Annotated in this window: 14 protein-coding genes; 10 read left to right on the plus strand and 4 right to left on the minus strand. The window is 45.6% G+C overall.

What is annotated here, in order from left to right:
* Positions 1–26 precede the first annotated feature (26 nt).
* The 4 genes from secG to ACEE44_RS06675 all read left to right on the plus strand — a co-directional run bounded on the left by secG (position 27) and on the right by ACEE44_RS06675 (position 5,273).
* Positions 27–260: a preprotein translocase subunit SecG gene (gene secG, locus ACEE44_RS06660; protein WP_029943597.1), complete on the plus strand. Its 234-nt coding sequence runs from the start codon at positions 27–29 to the stop codon at positions 258–260.
* 198 nt (positions 261–458) lie between these two features.
* Positions 459–2,828 carry a ribonuclease R gene (gene rnr, locus ACEE44_RS06665; RefSeq protein ID WP_449171696.1) on the plus strand — a complete coding sequence of 790 codons (2,370 nt, stop codon included), beginning with the start codon at positions 459–461 and terminating at the stop codon, positions 2,826–2,828.
* Between the two features lie 2 nt (positions 2,829–2,830).
* Positions 2,831–3,298 (plus strand): SsrA-binding protein SmpB, encoded by a 468-nt coding sequence (gene smpB / locus ACEE44_RS06670; RefSeq protein ID WP_449171697.1) that lies wholly within the window; start codon positions 2,831–2,833, stop codon positions 3,296–3,298.
* A 343-nt stretch (positions 3,299–3,641) separates the two neighbouring features.
* Positions 3,642–5,273 (plus strand): ABC transporter ATP-binding protein, encoded by a 1,632-nt coding sequence (locus ACEE44_RS06675; protein WP_449171698.1) that lies wholly within the window; start codon positions 3,642–3,644, stop codon positions 5,271–5,273.
* A gap of 201 nt (positions 5,274–5,474) precedes the next feature.
* On the opposite strand, the gene ACEE44_RS06680 is transcribed toward ACEE44_RS06675, so the two are convergent.
* A complete protein-coding gene (locus tag ACEE44_RS06680; protein ID WP_449171699.1) occupies positions 5,475–6,518 on the minus strand; it encodes a zinc-binding dehydrogenase in 1,044 nt (347 codons plus the stop codon).
* Positions 6,519–6,670: 152 nt separating this feature from the next.
* On the opposite strand from ACEE44_RS06680, the gene tehB reads away from it, so the two are divergent.
* The 3 genes from tehB (at position 6,671) to tpx (ending at position 10,631) form a co-directional block, all read left to right on the plus strand.
* Entirely contained in the window at positions 6,671–7,528 is an 858-nt protein-coding gene (gene tehB, locus ACEE44_RS06685) for an SAM-dependent methyltransferase TehB (protein WP_449171700.1), read from the plus strand.
* Positions 7,529–7,620: 92 nt separating this feature from the next.
* Positions 7,621–10,071 carry a heavy metal translocating P-type ATPase gene (locus ACEE44_RS06690; RefSeq protein WP_449171701.1) on the plus strand — a complete coding sequence of 817 codons (2,451 nt, stop codon included), beginning with the start codon at positions 7,621–7,623 and terminating at the stop codon, positions 10,069–10,071.
* Positions 10,072–10,145: 74 nt separating this feature from the next.
* Positions 10,146–10,631 carry a thiol peroxidase gene (gene tpx / locus ACEE44_RS06695; RefSeq protein ID WP_449171702.1) on the plus strand — a complete coding sequence of 162 codons (486 nt, stop codon included), beginning with the start codon at positions 10,146–10,148 and terminating at the stop codon, positions 10,629–10,631.
* Between the two features lie 65 nt (positions 10,632–10,696).
* Here tpx and ACEE44_RS06700 read toward each other — a convergent pair whose 3' ends face one another.
* Genes ACEE44_RS06700 through ACEE44_RS06710 form a run of 3 tightly spaced genes read right to left on the minus strand, consistent with a single transcriptional unit; the run spans position 10,697 to position 13,671 of the window.
* Positions 10,697–11,578, minus strand: coding sequence for a hypothetical protein (locus ACEE44_RS06700; protein WP_449171703.1), 882 nt, complete (start codon positions 11,576–11,578; stop codon positions 10,697–10,699).
* Between the two features lie 12 nt (positions 11,579–11,590).
* Positions 11,591–12,451: an ABC transporter ATP-binding protein gene (locus ACEE44_RS06705; protein ID WP_449171704.1), complete on the minus strand. Its 861-nt coding sequence runs from the start codon at positions 12,449–12,451 to the stop codon at positions 11,591–11,593.
* A gap of 2 nt (positions 12,452–12,453) precedes the next feature.
* Positions 12,454–13,671, minus strand: coding sequence for a hypothetical protein (locus ACEE44_RS06710; RefSeq protein ID WP_449171705.1), 1,218 nt, complete (start codon positions 13,669–13,671; stop codon positions 12,454–12,456).
* 163 nt (positions 13,672–13,834) lie between these two features.
* Between ACEE44_RS06710 and ACEE44_RS06715 the strand changes: the two genes are divergently transcribed.
* The 3 genes from ACEE44_RS06715 to ACEE44_RS06725 all read left to right on the plus strand — a co-directional run bounded on the left by ACEE44_RS06715 (position 13,835) and on the right by ACEE44_RS06725 (position 18,317).
* Positions 13,835–14,170 (plus strand): helicase BlpT, encoded by a 336-nt coding sequence (locus ACEE44_RS06715; protein ID WP_449171706.1) that lies wholly within the window; start codon positions 13,835–13,837, stop codon positions 14,168–14,170.
* Between the two features lie 68 nt (positions 14,171–14,238).
* Positions 14,239–14,940 (plus strand): ATP-binding cassette domain-containing protein, encoded by a 702-nt coding sequence (locus ACEE44_RS06720; protein ID WP_172023649.1) that lies wholly within the window; start codon positions 14,239–14,241, stop codon positions 14,938–14,940.
* An 11-nt stretch (positions 14,941–14,951) separates the two neighbouring features.
* Positions 14,952–18,317, plus strand: coding sequence for an FtsX-like permease family protein (locus ACEE44_RS06725; protein ID WP_449171707.1), 3,366 nt, complete (start codon positions 14,952–14,954; stop codon positions 18,315–18,317).
* Positions 18,318–18,411 lie beyond the last annotated feature (94 nt).

The following is an 18,411-nucleotide window of genomic DNA, read 5'->3' on the forward strand; positions in this document are numbered from 1 at the left end:
TAAGTTATTGTAGAAAGTGAAATCATATGTATCAACTATTATTAACCATTCTTTTGATTTTATCTGTTATTTTGATTGCGGTGATTTTTATCCAACCAGCCAAGAACCAGTCGAGCAACGTTTTTGATTCAACGAGCGGAGCCTTGTTTGAGCGTACTAAGGCGCGTGGTTTTGAGGCTGTGATGCAACGTATTACGGCTATTCTGATTTTCCTATGGATGTTGGATGCGCTGGCACTTGTTATCATTTCAAGTAAATAGATAAATCAGACTGGGACTTGTTCTTAGTCTATTTTTTTAGGAGTAGACCAGAACTGTGAAATGCTAAAATAGCGGCGACGGTTGATAGTTGACATTGGGAAATGCAGTTTCTCCGCTTGTCTAACCAATAAAAGAAAAAACAAGTAACGTTAAGAGAAATTGTGCTAGGAATTTATCTAGCACTTGGTAAACATTAAAATGAAAAACGATATTATTAACTATATAAAAGAAGTTGGTCCTGTGACCATGGACCAGCTGGCAGATCAGTTTGGAGCTAGTTCTGCTAAGAGCTTTACAGACTTGGTCAAGCTGGTTTCTAGCATGGAAGGCAGTCGTCAACTTGTCTTTGACAATGCGGGTCGAATTGCTCTGCCAGCACCCAAATTATCCAAAAACAAGGTGACCTTACAGGGTATTTTTCGTGCCCACAAGTCAGGCTTTGGCTTTGTGACCATTGATGAAGAGGAAGATGACCTCTTTGTCAGCCGTGACGATGTCAACTTCGCTATTGAAGGCGATCGAGTGGAAGTTGCTATCAAGAAAGTGGCGGACAGACTCAAGGGGACGGCTGCGGAAGCGGAAGTCATTGATATTTTGGAACATAGCCTGAAAACAGCGGTGGGCTTGATTGTTTTTGACGAAGACAGGCCTGAGTATGCAGGCTACATCAAGTCTAAAAACCAGAAAATCGCTCAGAAGATTTACATCAAGAAATCACCTTTGGTATTGACCGGAACAGAAATCCTAAAAGTCGACATTGAAGCTTATCCTAACAAGAAACGTGACCACTTTGTTGCGACCATTCGGGATGTGGTGGGCCATAAGGACGATGTGGGCATCGATGTCTTAGAAGTCTTGGAATCCATGGACATCGTGTCGGAGTTCCCAGATGAAGTCTTGGCGGAGGCCAATCGGGTACCAGAAAGTCCATCAGAACAGGACTTTGCAGGACGTTTGGACCTGCGGGATGAAATCATCTTTACTATCGACGGTGCGGATGCCAAGGACTTGGATGATGCGGTCCATATCAAGCAACTCAAGAATGGCAATCTGGAACTGGGTGTCCATATCGCCGATGTCAGCTACTATGTGACCGAAGGCTCAGCCTTGGATCAGGAAGCTGTCAAACGTGGAACCTCTGTCTATGTGACCGACCGTGTGGTGCCAATGCTGCCAGAACGCCTGTCAAACGGCATTTGCTCCCTCAATCCAAATGTGGATCGCCTGACCCAGTCAGCCATTATGGAAATTAACCGCAAGGGCAAGGTTGTCAAGCACTGGATTGGCCAAACGGTCATCAAAACCACCTTCCGTATGACCTATTCCGATGTCAATGATATGATTGCAGGTAACAAGGAAAAGCTGGACAAATACAAGGCAATCGTGCCGAGTGTTGAGCTCATGGTCAAACTCCATGAGACGCTGGAAACCATGCGCTACAAGCGTGGGGCTCTCAACTTTGATACAGCTGAAGCCAAAATCATCGTCAACAAGGACGGTCTGCCAGTCGATATCCAGCTGCGTCAGCGGGGCATTGCCGAGCGGATGATTGAGTCCTTCATGCTGGCTGCCAACGAGTGCGTTGCTGAGCATTTTGCCAAGATAGACCTGCCTTTCATCTATCGGATCCACGAGGAGCCTAAGTCGGACAAGCTGCAGAAGTTCATCGACTATGCGACTAGCTTTGGTCTGACGGTCTATGGTACAGCCAGCTCTATCAGTCAGGATGCCCTTCAAGATCTTATGGAGCGGGTCAAGGATGAACCCTATGCGGACGTCCTCAACATGATGTTGCTTCGCTCCATGCAGCAGGCACGTTACTCAGAGCACAACCACGGCCACTACGGTCTGGGTGCCGAGTTCTACACCCACTTCACCAGCCCTATCCGCCGCTATCCCGACCTGCTGGTTCACCGGATGGTACGGGAATATGGTCACAATCCTGCGGAAAAAGCAGAGCATTTTGAGCAGGTTATTCCTGAGCTTGCCAAGTCTTCGTCCAGTTTAGAACGCCGTGCCATTGAGGCAGAGCGGGAAGTCGAAGCCATGAAGAAGGCAGAGTTCATGCAAGAATTTGTTGGGCAAGAGTTTGATGGTGTCGTGTCTAGCGTGGTCAAGTTTGGTCTCTTTGTCGAGTTACCAAACACGGTTGAAGGTCTGATTCATATCACCAACCTCAACGAATACTACCAGTTCCACGAGCGGACTCTGACCTTGCAGGGTGAGAAATCTGGTCGAGTCTTCCGTGTCGGTCAGCCAATTCGTATCAAGCTAACGCGGGCGGACAAGATGACAGGGGAAATCGATTTTGCCCACGTGCCGTCCGAGCTGGATATTGTGGAAAAAGCTTTGAAAGCCAAGCGGAGAACTGCTAGTCACTCCAACCGTGACCGTGATGATCGGTCAGGGCGAGGAAGGGGCAAGCACCACAAACAAGAAGCTGCTGGTCGCGACAGCAAACATCACAAGTCTGGAAAAGACCACAAGTCAAAAAGTGGGAAAAAAGACAAGAAAAAGAAACCATTTTACAAAGAAGTAGCTAAAAAGAACAAGAAGAAAAGGAGATAGGCATGGCCAAGGGTGAGGGCAATGTGATTGCACAGAATAAAAAAGCCCGCCACGACTATACCATTGTCGATACAGTGGAGGCGGGGATGGTCCTGACGGGGACGGAGATTAAGTCTATTCGTGCGGGGCGGATTAACCTCAAGGACGGCTTTGCCCAGATCAAGCAGGGAGAGGCTTGGTTGGTCAATGTCCATATCGCTCCCTATGATGAGGGCAATATCTGGAACCAGGAGCCAACGCGGACCCGCAAGTTGCTCTTGCGGAAGAAGCAGATTGTAGATTTGGGGAATGAAGTCAAGGGAACTGGGATGACTCTGGTGCCCCTCAAGGTCTATATCAAGGACGGCTTTGCCAAGGTCTTGATTGGGCTTGCCAAAGGGAAGCACGACTACGACAAGCGGGAGTCAATTAAACGCCGTGAACAAGACCGGGATATCAAACGGACCATGAAGGCGATTAATAGTCGCTAAGACTGGGAGAAATCCTGGTCTTTTTGATATTTCTCAGAAAATATAGAACGCTTTTATATTTTAGGTTTGGTATGGGTATTTTGGATTGGGGCGATCCTGTTTATTTTTTATCTATTTGGACAACTATTTTTCTTGTTAAGGGCAATCTATAGGAAAATAGAGCGGGATAAAGCCCAGAGTTGATTCCGCCAGCGCAAAACAGAGCGAGCTAGGTCATGCCCACCTGCCGCTATCAATAGTCGCTAAAACTGGGAGAAGTCTCAGTATTTTTTCATGGAGTAATGGGGTAGAAATGTATAGTGGATTTTGATATATTAAATTAGAGAGCCAAAAGGAGGAAGCGATGACTACTTTTAAACAGACTTTAAAGCCGATTCGGATACAGAGATTGGTAACCTTATTTTTTCAATTACTATCGATTCTCTTTTCCCTTAGCCAACCTGTCTTGATTGGCTACTTGATTGACCAAATTAGTCAAATCAATCAAGGGGGGAGAATGGATGCCATCTATCATACAATCTTTCTGCTAGTACTAGTTTCTATCTTAGATTTTCTAATCTATTATATAAAAGATTTCTTCTTTCAACAGACTCTGGCAAAAGGGATTATGCTCATGCGTTATCATGTCATGTCAGCTGCTTTGGGAGAACCTCTATCTTCCTTCAGTCATCAGGAAAATGGTGATAAACTCAATAAAATTCTGAATGATAGTGAGACTTATGCAAAATACTTGGTCTATTTGATTCCAGAGATCATTATTTTTATGACGCGCCTGCTGATCATCTATAGTATTTTCTTTATAACTAGTTTTGAACTGACAGTCATTATCTTTGGTATTTTTGTAGCTTATACTTGTATCTATTTAGCTCTCAATAAGAGTATTAAGCCCAGAATTCAGATTGAAAGCGAATCTTATTCTAAGGTAATGGAGGATACAGTCGAATTATTGCAAGGTCGAGAAACTATTAAACTCGGTCTGAAAGATATATTTTTTAAGAGACGTTTTCAAGATTCTTTAAATTGCTATCTGGTTTCAAAAACACAAGTATTGCGAGTGTCATCCTTAGATAGTGCATTTATGAATTTCTTTTATTCCATTATTCCCATCACGATTCTAGGAGTTGGTGTCTATCTAGTATTACAAGGGAAGTTGACTTTAGGCAGTTTATTTACCTTGCAGTCCTATACACATTGGATTTTAGATCCTGTTTTTAGTATCGCAACGCTGAATCGGTTAAAACAACAAGCTGATGTCGCTTTGCCACGATTACAGGAATTTTTTAAGCATGAGGAGTCAGTAGAAAGGCCTGTATTGAAGCAGGAATTAAGCAGAATTCAGACCTTGGAACTTCAGAAGGTTTGCTTTGCTTATGAGTCCAATCAGAATATGATTCAAGAGTTAGATTTGAGGTTAGAAGTCGGTAGTCGTTTGGCAGTTGTTGGACAGACAGGCAGTGGTAAGTCAACCTTGTCAAAATTGTTGCTAGGAATTCTTCATCCAACTAGTGGTCATATTTTAGTGAATGGACAAAATCTATTCGATTTTGAGACAGAAGATTTCTTGGTTCGTATATCCTATTTACCTCAAGATGTCTTTTTATTTGCGGCTGGGGTACGCGAGAATATTCAGTTTGATCAAGGATGGGAACTCTCAGAACAGGTCATTGCAGGCTTGCATCTGGAAGATTTGTTGGGGCGAGAAGTTGACAGCAAACACTCTCTATCAGGTGGAGAAAGACAGCGTATTGGAATCGCTAGAAGTTTAAATCGATCAGTTGATGTACTGATTTACGATGAACCGACCTCAGCCTTGGACCAAGCAACTGAAGACTCGGTCGTTGCCACGATTGCATCCTACCTAGATGAAAACCCTGCTATTTTTATTGCCATTACACATCGAAAGAAAATTTTAGAGATTTGTAATCAGCAATTAGAGTTGACTGGTGGGGGGAGTTGGCAGTTGAGTAGTATATAAAATATGAACCTCCAGGAGTACTAGGATTTCTAGAGGTTGCTTTTTGTATTTTACTTAATTAAAATCAGAATTCGCCTATCTCCAAGAGCAGATAGAACTCTACTACTTTCACATTTTCAAGTGGTAGGCTGCAAAGCTCCATAGGTACTTTACACTCATCAAATCAACTCAACAAGGTCTGACTTTGATTTTCGAAGAGTATTAATCCACCGTCACCATTGCTTTAATAGTTTTGCGGTTGGCCATGTCTTTGTAGGCTTGGTCGATATTGTCTAGTCTGTATGTTTGGGTGAAAACTCGACCTGGATTGATGTGGCCTTTGAGGATGGCCTCTAGTAGAATATCTTTGACATAGGTTGTAACGGAAGCTGCCCCGCCACCGATGATAATGTTGGTGGAGAAGGTGGAACCGAGGGCATGGTTGTTGTAATGTGGAATACCGACAAAGCCGATTCGACCACCATTGTGAAGGACGCCGAGGGCTTGGTCAATAGAGGCTTCTGTTCCGACACATTCAAGGGCAGCATCAGCACCACCGCCAAGAATTTCACGGACTTTGGCAATTCCTTCCTCGCCCCGTTCAGCAACAACAGCGGTGGCACCTGATTCCAGAGCCATTTGCTGGCGGTCTGCATGGCGGCTCATCATGACAATCTGAGAAGCACCGCGCATTTTTGCAGCAATGACAGCACATTGTCCCACTGCTCCGTCACCGATGACAACCACCTTATCACCAGGTTTGACATCTGCTACGCGAGCTGCGTGGTAGCCAGTTGGCATCACATCTGCCAAGGTCAAGAGGGATTTAATCATCCCTTCTGAATAATCACTCGGCTGACCAGGCACCTTGATCAAGGCCCAATTCCCGTAGTGGAAACGGATGTATTGTGACTGGTAATTATTGCCAAAATTTTGTACACCTGGATGGTTGTCACAGGTACCGTCGAAACCAGCACGGCAGGCATCACAGTGTCCGCAACCGTGTGTAAAGGGTACAATTACGAAATCACCAGGAACAAGTGTCGTAATGTCCTCACCAACTTCCTCTACAATCCCGATTGCCTCATGACCGGAGTTGCTATCACCGTGTTCGTGAGGAACACTCTCATCATAACGCCAGAGGTCAGAACCACAGACACAGGCCCTAACGACCTTGATAATGACATCGTCCTTGGCTTGAAGGCTTGGTTTTTCGACTTCGGCAAGGGTCATCTTGCCGGATTTTTCATAAATAGCTGTTTTCATATTTTCTACACACCTACATTTATTAGTAAGCAACCTTTCTAGTTTTCTATATTATACACCTTGGAGTCAACTCCAAGTCAAGTAAAAAAGCAGTTTGAATTCCATTTTTCTTTGTGATAGACTATAACTACTATTGACAAAAAGGAGAGATAATGATAGTTTTAGTTCCTTACAAACGCATGCCCATTTGGAATCAGGAGACGGTTCCCCAGCATTTTTTGACCAAGCACAATACCAAGGTAGGTACTTGGGCCAAAATCAAGGTCTTGAAAGGTCAGCTCAAATTTGAGCCGATTTCAGATGATAATGAGATTTTGGGAGAATTTGTCTATGGTCCGACAGACGATATTCCTTTTGTGGAGCCACAGGCTTGGCATCGGGTGACCTTGTTGACAGAGGATACGGAGTTTTTCTTGGAATTTTTCTGTCAGCCAGAGGATTACTTTGCTAAAAAGTACGACTACACGCGGACGCATTCAGAGGTCTTGGAGGCTTTGAAAATCATCGAGCCTTGCAAGGTCTTGGACTTGGGCTGTGGTCATGGCAGGAACAGTCTCTACTTGGCTCAGCAGGGATTTGAGGTGACGGCAGTTGATAAACATGTGCCCAGCATTCAGACACTCTTGCAGGTCAAGGAAGTGGAGGACTTGGACTTGCAGGCTGGGACCTATGACATCAATTCAGCCAGTCTGGAGCAGAACTACGACTGGATTATCTCAACAGTAGTCTTTATGTTTTTGGAGCGGGATCGGGTGCCAGCCATTATCCAAAATATGCAGGAGCAGACACGACCTGGTGGCTATAACTTGATTGTGGCGGCCATGGATACGGAAGATGCCCCTTGTCCTATGAATTTCTCCTTTACCTTTGGAGCAGGGGAGTTGAAGGAATACTATCGTGACTGGGAATTGGTCAAGTACAATGAAGATTTTGGTCAACTTCATAAGCGTGATGAGAATGGTAATTTCCTTAAGATGCGATTTGCGACCATGTTGGCTAAAAAGAAGTAGAGGGCGACCTCTCTTTTTTCAAAACAAATTCGTTTACAAATGTAGTCAGATTTTGTATAATATAATTACAGATGTAGTCAAAGGAGAGAAACATGCAAAAAGAAAGTGTCAGAATAGCAGACATGACCTGTGCTTCCTGTGCTATGACAGTGGAAAAAGCTGTTGGGAAATTGGCGGGAGTAGAAGAAGCCAGTGTCAATTTGGCAACTGAAAAATTGAGTGTCAGTTTTGATGAAAACCTCTTGAGCCTGAGCGACATTGGTCAGGCAGTCGAAAAGGCGGGTTACGGTTTGGTTCGCAATCTTATCACAGAAACCTATGCTATTGAGGGCATGACCTGTGCTTCCTGTGCCATGACGGTAGAAAAGACTCTGGGAAAACTGGCAGGTATGGAAGAAGTGGCTGTCAATCTGGCAACGGAAAATGCAACGATGACATATGACAAGGACCGCTTGAATGCGGCTGCAATTTTGTCTGCCGTTGAGCAGGCTGGTTACAAGGCTATCAAGCCAGTAAGAAAGGGACAGACAGATTTGACAGACAGACAAGGGGAGCAGATTGCCAGTCTCTGGACTCGTTTTATTTGGTCAGTAGTTTTCACCCTCCCCTTACTTTATATTGCTATGGGTCCCATGGTTAACTTGCCCCTGCCCCAATGGTTACATGAGCCCATGACTTTTGCCTTGGCTCAGTTCATCTTGCTACTACCGATTGTCTATCTAGGGCGGAGCTTCTTTACCAAGGGTTTTCAGACCCTGCTAGCAGGTCATCCCAATATGGACTCCCTGATTGCTATTGGTACCAGCTCTGCTATTGCCCAAGGCCTTATCATGATTGCCTTAATCGCCCAAGATGCGGTCGAGATGGGACATGGTGGACATCCAGAACTCTATTTTGAGTCGGGGGCGGTTATCTTGACTCTGATTACCCTAGGCAAGTATCTGGAGGCCGTGTCCAAGGGGAGAACGTCAGAGGCTATTAAGCACCTCATGGACTTGGCACCCAAGACGGCTCAGGTCCTGCGTAATGAGCAGGAAGTGCAGGTGACATTAGAAGAGGTGGTCGTGGGTGACATTGTCATCGTCCGGCCGGGTGAAAAAATTGCGGTGGACGGTGTTGTAGTTGAGGGACAATCGACTGTCGATGAGTCCATGTTGACAGGAGAAAGTCTACCCGTCAGCAAGTCTGTCGGAGATCAGGTGGTCGGTGCCTCCCTTAATAAAACCGGTGCCTTTCGCTTTCGGGCAACTCGCGTCGGTCAGGATACCAGTCTGGCTCAGATTATCCAGCTGGTTGAGGCAGCACAGGGCTCTAAGGCCCCCATTGCCAAGTTGGCTGATCAGGTGTCGGCGGTCTTTGTGCCTATTGTCATGGGTCTTGCGGTTCTCTCAGGCCTAGCTTGGTTGCTCTTGGGGCAACATTCCTGGATTTTCTCTCTGTCTATCACCATTTCGGTCTTGGTCATCGCCTGTCCTTGTGCACTGGGACTAGCGACACCAACGGCAATCATGGTCGGTACGGGCAAGGGTGCGGAGAACGGCGTCCTCTTCAAGTCCGGTCAGGCCTTGGAAATCCTGCCCAAGATTGAGGTCATGGTCTTTGACAAGACAGGCACTATCACCCAAGGTCAGCCGCAGGTGACAGATCTGATTACCTTCTCGGATCGGACAGAGCAGGAACTACTCCAGCTGGCAGCCAGCAGCGAGCAGAACTCGGAGCACCCTCTAGGCCAGGCCATTCTGGATGCGGCCAAGCAGGCAGATTTGGAGCTCTTACCGACGACCAACTTCCAGGCCCATGCAGGTCGAGGCTTGTCGGTGACCATAGCAGAGCAGACCATTTTCTTTGGCAATGCCAAACTAATGGTGGAGGCAGGTGTTGATGCGGCACTTGCTAGCCAGCAGGCAGAGCGACTAGCCAGTCAAGGCAAAACCCCTATGTATCTAGCAGAAGCAGGTCAGCTTTTGGCCCTCATCGCCGTAGCCGACACGGTAAAACCCACCAGTCGTCAAGCCATCGCCAAACTGCGTCAGCAAGGAGTGGAAGTGGTCATGCTGACAGGAGATAACGAGAAAACTGCTCAGGCTATTGCACAAGAAGTCGGCATTGACCGCGTGATTAGCGATGTCCTACCAGAAGACAAGGCTCGTCAGATCCAGGTCTTGCAGGCAGAGGGCAAACGAGTGGCCATGGTCGGAGACGGCATTAACGACGCACCTGCTTTGGCACAGGCAGATTTGGGTCTAGCCATCGGATCGGGTACCGATGTTGCTATCGAGTCTGCAGATGTAGTCTTGATGCGGAGTGACTTGTTGGACGTGCCGCGAGCCCTCACGCTCAGCCGAGCAACCATGCGAACTATTAAACAAAATCTCTTCTGGGCTTTTGCCTACAATGTATTGGGCATTCCAGTTGCCATGGGGATTCTTCATTTATTTGGCGGCCCCCTGCTCAATCCTATGTTTGCAGGAGCAGCAATGAGCCTGAGCTCAGTCTCCGTACTCTTGAACGCTCTGCGATTGAAAAGGGTGAACATAAACTAAAATACCAGTCAAAAAACTGGTATTTTTTTACATAAACGCTTACAATAGATATATTAAGTGCAAGGGAGATATTTATGACAACTTTTATTGGAAAACCGGTGACCTTGGTAGGTCCGAAGTTGCGAGTGGGAGACACGGCTCCTGACTTTGTCCTCATGGCCAATGACTTGAGCTTGAAAAGTCTGAAAGACTTTGGCAAGCAGACTAAGGTCATCAGTATTGTGCCTTCTATTGACACAGGGATTTGCGATACCCAGACCCGTCGCTTCAATCAGGAACTGGCTGATCGTGGCAATACGGTTGTCATCACCATTTCGGCTGATCTGCCATTTGCCCAAAAACGCTGGTGTGGCGCCGCAGGTTTGGAAGATGCCGTTACCCTGTCTGATTACTATGATCATGCCTTTGGTAAATCCTATGGTGTACTCATGCGAGAGTGGAACTTGCTGGCGCGTGCGGTCTTTGTCCTTAATGCCGACAATGAGATCGTCTACGTAGAATACTTGGACAATGTCAACGAACATCCCAACTATGAAGCAGCCCTAGCAGCTGCAAAATAAAGAGGAAGACGATGCTGTAATGGCATCGTTTTTTGCGTTCAAAAAACCACCATTTTCGAGGTGGCTTATTTTCGCTTATATCTTTGTAGGACTTTAGCTGTTGCTAATCGGATAAAGGTCAGATAGAAACCTGTCACACCAGCCATTACCAGCAGGAGTTTCTGTAATTGTTCCCTGATAGATATGGTAGAGAGAGGATTTGTGTCGACTAGTAGAGGATAGTCTTTCTGGAAGGTAAATTGGAACTGATGTGCCAATAGAAGTAGCATGAACAGGATGAGGGTATAGATAGCAACTTGTAGGAGAAGAGCAAGCAAGGTCAGGCTAGTGGCATATTGACCAGGGGATAGTCCATTGATAAAGAGGAGACCACGATGTTTGGAAAGGTCGGTCATGAGGAGCCAAGTTAGGAGACAGCAGATGACAAGAGGAATCATATAGATACTAGCTGGAAGAACTTGTAACAAGGTCAGATAAAAGTCTTTGGGAGCAGTAGAGTAGTGAAAAGTAAGAGCTTGCTCTAGAACTTTTTTATAGACTGTGATACGTTCTGCCAGTTCGCTACTCGTAAAATGATTGACTCTATTTCCCTGTGCCTCCCAGTTTTGCAAGGTCTGATAGAGTTCTAACTCCGTTTTCAAGACCTCCTGACTTTTGCCTTGGATATGTTCCTTTTCTAAGTAGGCGGTCGCCAGTTCCAATAGTTTTTTATAATAATCCATGCTTTCCTGGTCTAAGGTTTGGGCTTCCTTATCGTCAGAGTACAAGGCCATTTCAGCTTCTTTTTTGACCTGTATGATACGGGCTCGATCCTCAAAGCGCAGGTTTTCGGACTCTAGGACATTCTGATAGGACAGGGCAAGTGGGATAAGGGCGATAGCGGTTATCAGGGATAGAAAAATAGCATTGCGTCTCAGTCGTAGGATGAAAAGGGACAGTAGCTTCATGGTCAGACCTCCCTATTCAAATAGTTCTTTATAAATCTCTTCGGACTGGTGTTCCTGAAGTGTAATTTCCAGAATTTCCACCTGACACGTCATGACTTGGTCTAGGTAGAAATGCAGACTATGAACACTGGTATCTAACTGAATGCTATCATTGACCAAAGTCAGGCCCTCCACTTGCCCAAGTTTCTGATAAACGGTCTGATTGTCACTAGTCTGAACGGCATATTGTCGCCCACCCTGTTCCAGTTTTCGCTCAATGATTTTTCCTTGTTTGAGAAAGAGCAGTTGGTCGGTTAGTTGATCCACTTCATTTAATTGGTGGGAAGACACGATAATGGTTGACCCATTCTTGGCTAGTTTCTGGAGCAATTTTCTAGTCTGGATGTAGCTGGTCGGGTCCAAGCCGTTCAAGGGTTCATCCAAGAGCATAACCTGGGGCTTGTTCATAATACCGATAGCCAGCAGGAGATGTTGCTTCATTCCCAGGGAATAATTTTTGACAGGGATCTTCACATAATCACGGATACCGATTTCTTGGATGACTTCCTCAATCCGCTCTTTTGGTAAATCTTGGATAGTTTGGACCAATCGTAAATGCTCCAGCCCAGTCAATTCAGGGTAGAGGACCCGGTTGTCCTGCAGGTAGGCAAAGGTTCGGTAGATAGTTGGATCATTGTGCTTCTTGCCGTTTATAGAAATCTCTCCCGAATCAAAGGTTTGCAGGTTGGCAATGCAGTCTAGGAGGGTAGTCTTTCCAGAACCGTTTGGTCCAATCAAGGCCCAGATCCCAGGTTCCACCAGTTCTAGGTTTAGCTGGTCTAGTATTTTCTTTTTCCCGTAGGATTTACATAGCTTGTGAATGGATAATCGCATGGTTAAACCTCACTTTTTCTTGTCAGGAGATAGAATTGCAGGCAATAGATGAGCAGGTTGCTGATGAGAAGAACCGTAAAGACTTTTGGAATGCTGTATCCTGTTAATTGATGGTAGATGATAGCACTTCCGTCTGCCAGATTGCCTGCATTCCAAAGGCTGAATGGATTGAAGATATGGGGATAGAAGTTGGCAGAGATGACAAGTCCCAGTGTGACAACCAGTCCAGCCAGTTCATTTTTTAAGACTCTAGCCAAGGTCTGTGCCACTCCCAGCAGAAATAGAAGGTAGAGATAGTGCATACCACATGCCAGAAAGATGACTTGGTAAATAGGTTTGATAGCTGTGGTGATAAAACTGTAAGTCAGTCCCTTACTGCTATAGGTGGTAACGGGATAGATCCAGCTACTATTTCCATTTAGCAAAAAAGCGATGAGAAAATGGCTCAGATAGAGGGTGAGAAAGAGGGCAGTATATAGTGTTAGGAAGGATAGGTATTTATTGGTTGTAATTCGAATTCTAGTCAGCCCCAGGGTCTGTAAAAGCCGAATCTGCCGGCTAGTTCCCTGCTGGTCTTTGATGAAAAAATTGGTGAAAGTTAAGAGAAAGAGAGGAAGGGTGATGACCAGGCCTAGCTGTTTTTGACCCTGCCAGATTTCATGACTGGTTCCCTTTAAGGCCTGCTGGCCCAGGCTCTTGACGATTTCTCTATCTGTTGGTGTTTGGGGATTCTCAAAGGCTGTTAGGTAAAGCTCAGTTGGAAAGGCTGAGGGTATCTCCTTTTCAAGCAGATACTTGGACATCAAGAAGGTATTTTCGATGGTTTGTGGGGTAAAATCATAGCTTTGGTAGGAAAGGCTGATGTATTGACCATCCTGCTGATAGTGCTGGATATTTTTCTCATAAAAATAGGTCCAGTCCTCCTTCTTGACCGCCTCAATCTCCTTTTGGTAGTTGGCAATATAGTTTGTAAAGAATGTTTTTTCAGCCTGGTAATCCTCTTCACTGAGAGTTTGAGTCTGATACTGTGTTTCTAAATCTTGAATGATGTTTTCAAAATTTTGGATAGACTGTTCATAGTGTTGGATGACCTTTAATTTGGCCTGCCGATTGTGATAACCTGCTAGCAGGGAACTAGCTAGGATTACAATCAGCATGACCAAGATAGCGAACAAGTTTTTCTTGCTACGGAAAAATAGCTTTCCTTCAATTTGAAACATAGATACCTCCAGGGGAGAAATGGTGAAGGGATAGATGAATAAATGTGTTATTATCTATAATTATAATGTTAACATAAATATAAATCAAGAGATTGCACAAACAACTTGAATATCTTTGTCTAATTTGATATACTAAATTTATCAAAAACAAGGAGGGTCTTTTATGGAAAAGACACGGATTATTCAGGATGTTTTGGCCCTCATTCAAGACTTGAATCGGGCCTTCCAAGCAGACAAACGAGGAACAGCTGATGAACAGCGATTGCAACATAATCTGACAGAGATGACAGGCATATTGTCGGAGGCCAAGTCGGTCACCAATTCTGAGCTGATTGCGATTGAGAAATTTTATCGTTCGACCAGTTTTTTGGTTGGACTGGGCGATCTGCGATTGAGTGAAACCAGCAGGCTGGCTTGGCGGGCCTTTGACCGATATTACTACCAAACGATCAGAGAAGAATTGAAACTCTATGGCGGCTCTGCTATTGCCCAAGTATAATAGATGTTAAGAGGGGGTAAGCACCCTCTCTTTATGTTATAATATTACTAAGAAAAGCGAGGTGTGCCATGTCCTATATCCAAGTAATCAATTCGTCAAAATACTACCAAATGGGGGATGCGACCATTGTGGCCAATGACGGTGTGTCCTTTGAGATTGAGCAGGGTGAGTTGGTCATCATTCTGGGTTCATCTGGTGCGGGCAAATCCACTCTGCTCAATATCTTAGGTGGCATGGATAGCAATGACGAGGGGGAGGTTTGGATTGACGGTGTGGATATCGCCAAGCTGTCAAGTCATGAACTGACCAATTATCGTAGAGATGATGTAGGTTTTGTCTTCCAGTTTTACAATTTGGTTGCCAATCTGACCGCCAAGGAAAATGTGGAACTGGCTGCGGAAATCGTCAAGGATGCCTTGGATGCCGAGGAAGTCTTGGAACAGGTCGGACTTGGCCATCGAATCAATAATTTCCCTGCTCAGCTTTCAGGTGGTGAGCAGCAACGGGTTGCCATTGCCCGTGCTGTTGCCAAAAAGCCTAAAATTTTGCTTTGCGATGAACCAACTGGCGCTCTGGACTACCAAACAGGTAAGCAGGTCTTGCAAATCCTGCAAGATATGTCCCGCAAACAAGGGGCAACGGTGATTATCGTGACCCACAATAGCTCTCTGGCTCCTATTGCAGATAGGGTCATTCGGATGCGGGACGCCCGTGTGCATTCTGTTGAGCTGAATGCAGAACCGCAGGATATTGCTAGCCTAGAATATTAGTGGGTGATATGATGAAAAAGAAAATCTACTGGAAGGATATGAGGCAATCTCTGCTTTCTTCCAAGGGGCGTTTTTTGTCCATTTTTAGCCTGATGATGTTGGGAGCTCTAGCATTGACTGGTCTCAAGGTGACGGCTCCCAATATGGAAAAGACGGCCCAAACCTATATCGCTGACCATAGGACAATGGATTTGGCTGTCATTTCAGGTCTGGGTATCAGTCAGGCTGACCTGGACGAATTGGCATCTATTAAAGGTGCGACAGTAGAGGCTGGCCATTTTAAGGATGTAGTAGACAAGAAAAATCTAACGGCCGTTCGACTATTTTCAGCGCCAAAATCTATTTCCACCTATAAATTATTAGAAGGTAAACTCCCGAGCAAGAAGGACCAGATAGCTCTCGCTCCTTCGCTACAAGCAAGTTATAAATTGGGTGACACCTTTCAGGTGACTGAGCCAGATAAGGATGGGACTATTCTGACTCAAACTACTTTTACAGTTGTTGGTTTTGTGGCTTCGTCAGAAATTTGGGACAATGAAACCATGGGACTGGCCACAAGTGGTGATGGACAACTGGCTGGCTATGGGGTGGTGAGCAAGGACAGCTTCCAATCAGAAGTCTACACAATCGCCCGGCTTGCTTATGATGATTTGAAAGACCTGCCTTATTCTAGTCAAGCCTATCAGGAGAAACTGGACCAACACCAAGAAGACCTAGAAAAGCTATTAGCAGATAATGATGAACAGCGGTTGGAAGCCATTCAAGCAGAAGGGCAAACAGAGATTGCTAAAGGTGAAGAAGACATTGCCCAAGCCCAATCTCAGCTGGATCAAGCAGCAGAAGACCTAGCGACTGGTCAGGAACAAGTCGCAAGTGGTCGCAGTGAATTTGCGCGTGGACGGGCTAAGCTCTTACAATCAGAGGAAGAATTACGAGCCGTCCTTGCCCAATTGTTGCAAACCAAATTTCAATTAGAAGAAAGCAAGAAAGAATTGGATAGCCAGAAAGCCAAACTGGACCAAACCAAATCCTTCTTGGACGGAAGTCATACCGAACTGCTTCAAAGGGCGCAACAATTGGAGAGCGCCAAACAAGAACTAGATAGGCAGAATACCCAACTCAGTCAATCTGCCTCAGAAATATCAACCGGTCGTTCCAATTGGTACCAAGGAAAAGAAGCACTCAACCAGCAAATTGCTAGTCAGGTCCAGGCAGGACAGACCTTATCTGACTATCCAGATTTACTGGCCAGGCAGGAAGTTTTGGATACTGAAAAAGCTCGTCTCGACCAACTTGAAGCTAGTTATGACCAAGCTCATCAGACCTACCTCAAGAATTATGACTATTATCAGGGCAAGGTGAGTGCCTATGAGTCTGAACTAGCTGACTACAACATTTGGAACCAGGAATACCAGACAGGCTTGGCTCAGTACCAAGCTGGTTTTGCTCAATATGAGCAAGGACTTGCGGCCTATCATAAGGGTGTTTCTGATTATGAATGGGGTGTCAGCCAACTGGAATCTTCTGACTTGAAACTTCGTCAAGAAGAGTTGCGCTTGGAAGCGGCAGACAAGGAATTAGCCCAGGCCCAAACTCAATTATCAGAAAAACAGGCCCAAGCCAATCAAGAAATCAGTCAGGCCCAAACAGATATTGCCCAGGCCAAATCTGACTTGAGCAAGTTGGAAAAATCACCTTATCAGATTTACACCAGGTCCAGTTTGCCAGGTGGGGATGGCTACACGACCTATAGCAATGCGACCAAGTCCATCGCGGCAGTAGGCAATGTCTTTCCACTAGTTCTCTATCTGGTCGCTGCTCTAGTTACCTTTACCACCATGGCTCGTTTTGTCGATGAGGAGCGGACCCAGTCAGGCATTTTCAAGGCCCTTGGCTATACCAATAGGCAAATCATGGCCAAGTTCCTTCTATATGGCCTAGCAGCTGGCCTAGTTGGTACTCTTGTCGGCATTCTTGCCGGAAACCTTGTTCTATCACCCATCATTTCGAGCATTATCACGCAGACGACGGTGATTGGCCCTGCCAAGCTACACTTTTATCCACTTTGGACAGGCCTAGCCCTATTGCTTTCATTGATTTCTTCCGTTTTGCCTGCCTATCTGGTGGCACAGAGAGAATTGAAAGAGAAGCCAGCCCAACTTCTCCTTCCAAAACCTCCAGCAGCAGGTTCTAGTATTTGGCTAGAAAAATGGCCAGCTATTTGGTCCCGCCTGAGCTTTACCCACAAGGTGACTGCCCGCAATATCTTTCGTTACAAGCTCCGCATGCTCATGACCATCTTCGGTGTTGCAGGGACAGTCGCCCTCCTTTTCGGCGGCTTAGGCATTCGCTCCTCTATCTCAGGGGTTGTCCAACGGCAGTTTGGGGAACTCATTCATTATGATTTGTTGGTAGTGGAAAATAGCAGAGCAGATGAGGAGGACTTAGACAAATTAACAGCCTTTCTCCAGTCGGATCAGGTTGGTCAATCCTTGCCAGTGGCTTTTGAACAGCTCAGTCAAACAGTGCAAGATGGCGACCAGAGAAAAAATATTACCATTGGATTGTATATTTCAGACCGTAAGGATGTGGGAAATCTAGTCAGTCTTGAAAATTCTTCTGGTAAAGCTATCCAACTGAGTGGCAGGGGCATTGTCCTCACGGAAAAACTCGCCCAAATCTACGGTGTTAGTGTCGGGGATAAAATAGGACTTACTCTGGAAGATAAGGAAGTGCAGGTCAGGGTCGCAGCTATTGCTGATATGTATGCCGGGCACTTCATCTATATGACTAGAAGTTATTATGAACAAGTGACGGGCAAGCAAAAGACTGCCAATGCCTATCTGGTGCAGCTAAAAAATGATAAGTCTAGTCACGTTCAGAAGCTCGCTAGCCAGCTTCTAGCCATGCCAGCAGTCAAAAGTCTGGTGCAAAATACCTCACTTATGGCTATGCTGACCACTATTGCAGGCTCTCTTCAGACTATTATGACCATTCTGGTCCTTCTGTCAATCTTGCTTGGTCTGGTTATTCTCTATAATCTCACTATTATCAATATGTCTGAGCGGATTCGAGAACTGTCTACTATAAAAGTCCTAGGCTTCCATAATCGGGAAGTGACTATGTATATCTATCGGGAAACCATTGTCCTTTCCATTATCGGAATTGTGGTCGGACTAGTAGGTGGGATATATCTGCACAGGCTACTCCTTGAAATGATTGGGTCGGATAGCATTCGATTTAATCCCGCTGTCGGACTGGAAGTGTATATCATTCCAGTGGTGGCTATTATTGGCATTCTGGCAGCCCTTGGCATCTATGTCAACCATCATCTAAGAAAGGTGGATATGCTAGAAGCCCTGAAGTCGGTTGATTAAAACAGTCTGGGAATAGACTGTTTTAACCGGAGCCTTGAAATGTGAGAGCGAGGTACAGTCTAGGAATAGACTGTTTTAACCCGAGCCTAGTAAG

It is taken from the genome of Streptococcus sp. 32226D021BW (genome assembly GCF_053545015.1).

What these genes read in the sequence shown, in the direction of transcription:
- ACEE44_RS06675 (WP_449171698.1), top strand. Translation starts at nt 3,642, where the DNA reads ATGACTACTTTTAAACAGACTTTAAAGCCGATTCGGATACAGAGATTG.
- rnr (WP_449171696.1), top strand. Translation starts at nt 459, where the DNA reads ATGAAAAACGATATTATTAACTATATAAAAGAAGTTGGTCCTGTGACC.
- tpx (WP_449171702.1), top strand. Translation starts at nt 10,146, where the DNA reads ATGACAACTTTTATTGGAAAACCGGTGACCTTGGTAGGTCCGAAGTTG.
- ACEE44_RS06725 (WP_449171707.1), top strand. Translation starts at nt 14,952, where the DNA reads ATGAAAAAGAAAATCTACTGGAAGGATATGAGGCAATCTCTGCTTTCT.
- ACEE44_RS06720 (WP_172023649.1), top strand. Translation starts at nt 14,239, where the DNA reads ATGTCCTATATCCAAGTAATCAATTCGTCAAAATACTACCAAATGGGG.
- smpB (WP_449171697.1), top strand. Translation starts at nt 2,831, where the DNA reads ATGGCCAAGGGTGAGGGCAATGTGATTGCACAGAATAAAAAAGCCCGC.
- ACEE44_RS06680 (WP_449171699.1), bottom strand. Translation starts at nt 6,518, where the DNA reads ATGAAAACAGCTATTTATGAAAAATCCGGCAAGATGACCCTTGCCGAA.
- tehB (WP_449171700.1), top strand. Translation starts at nt 6,671, where the DNA reads ATGATAGTTTTAGTTCCTTACAAACGCATGCCCATTTGGAATCAGGAG.
- ACEE44_RS06700 (WP_449171703.1), bottom strand. Translation starts at nt 11,578, where the DNA reads ATGAAGCTACTGTCCCTTTTCATCCTACGACTGAGACGCAATGCTATT.
- ACEE44_RS06690 (WP_449171701.1), top strand. Translation starts at nt 7,621, where the DNA reads ATGCAAAAAGAAAGTGTCAGAATAGCAGACATGACCTGTGCTTCCTGT.
- ACEE44_RS06705 (WP_449171704.1), bottom strand. Translation starts at nt 12,451, where the DNA reads ATGCGATTATCCATTCACAAGCTATGTAAATCCTACGGGAAAAAGAAA.
- ACEE44_RS06710 (WP_449171705.1), bottom strand. Translation starts at nt 13,671, where the DNA reads ATGTTTCAAATTGAAGGAAAGCTATTTTTCCGTAGCAAGAAAAACTTG.
- ACEE44_RS06715 (WP_449171706.1), top strand. Translation starts at nt 13,835, where the DNA reads ATGGAAAAGACACGGATTATTCAGGATGTTTTGGCCCTCATTCAAGAC.
- secG (WP_029943597.1), top strand. Translation starts at nt 27, where the DNA reads ATGTATCAACTATTATTAACCATTCTTTTGATTTTATCTGTTATTTTG.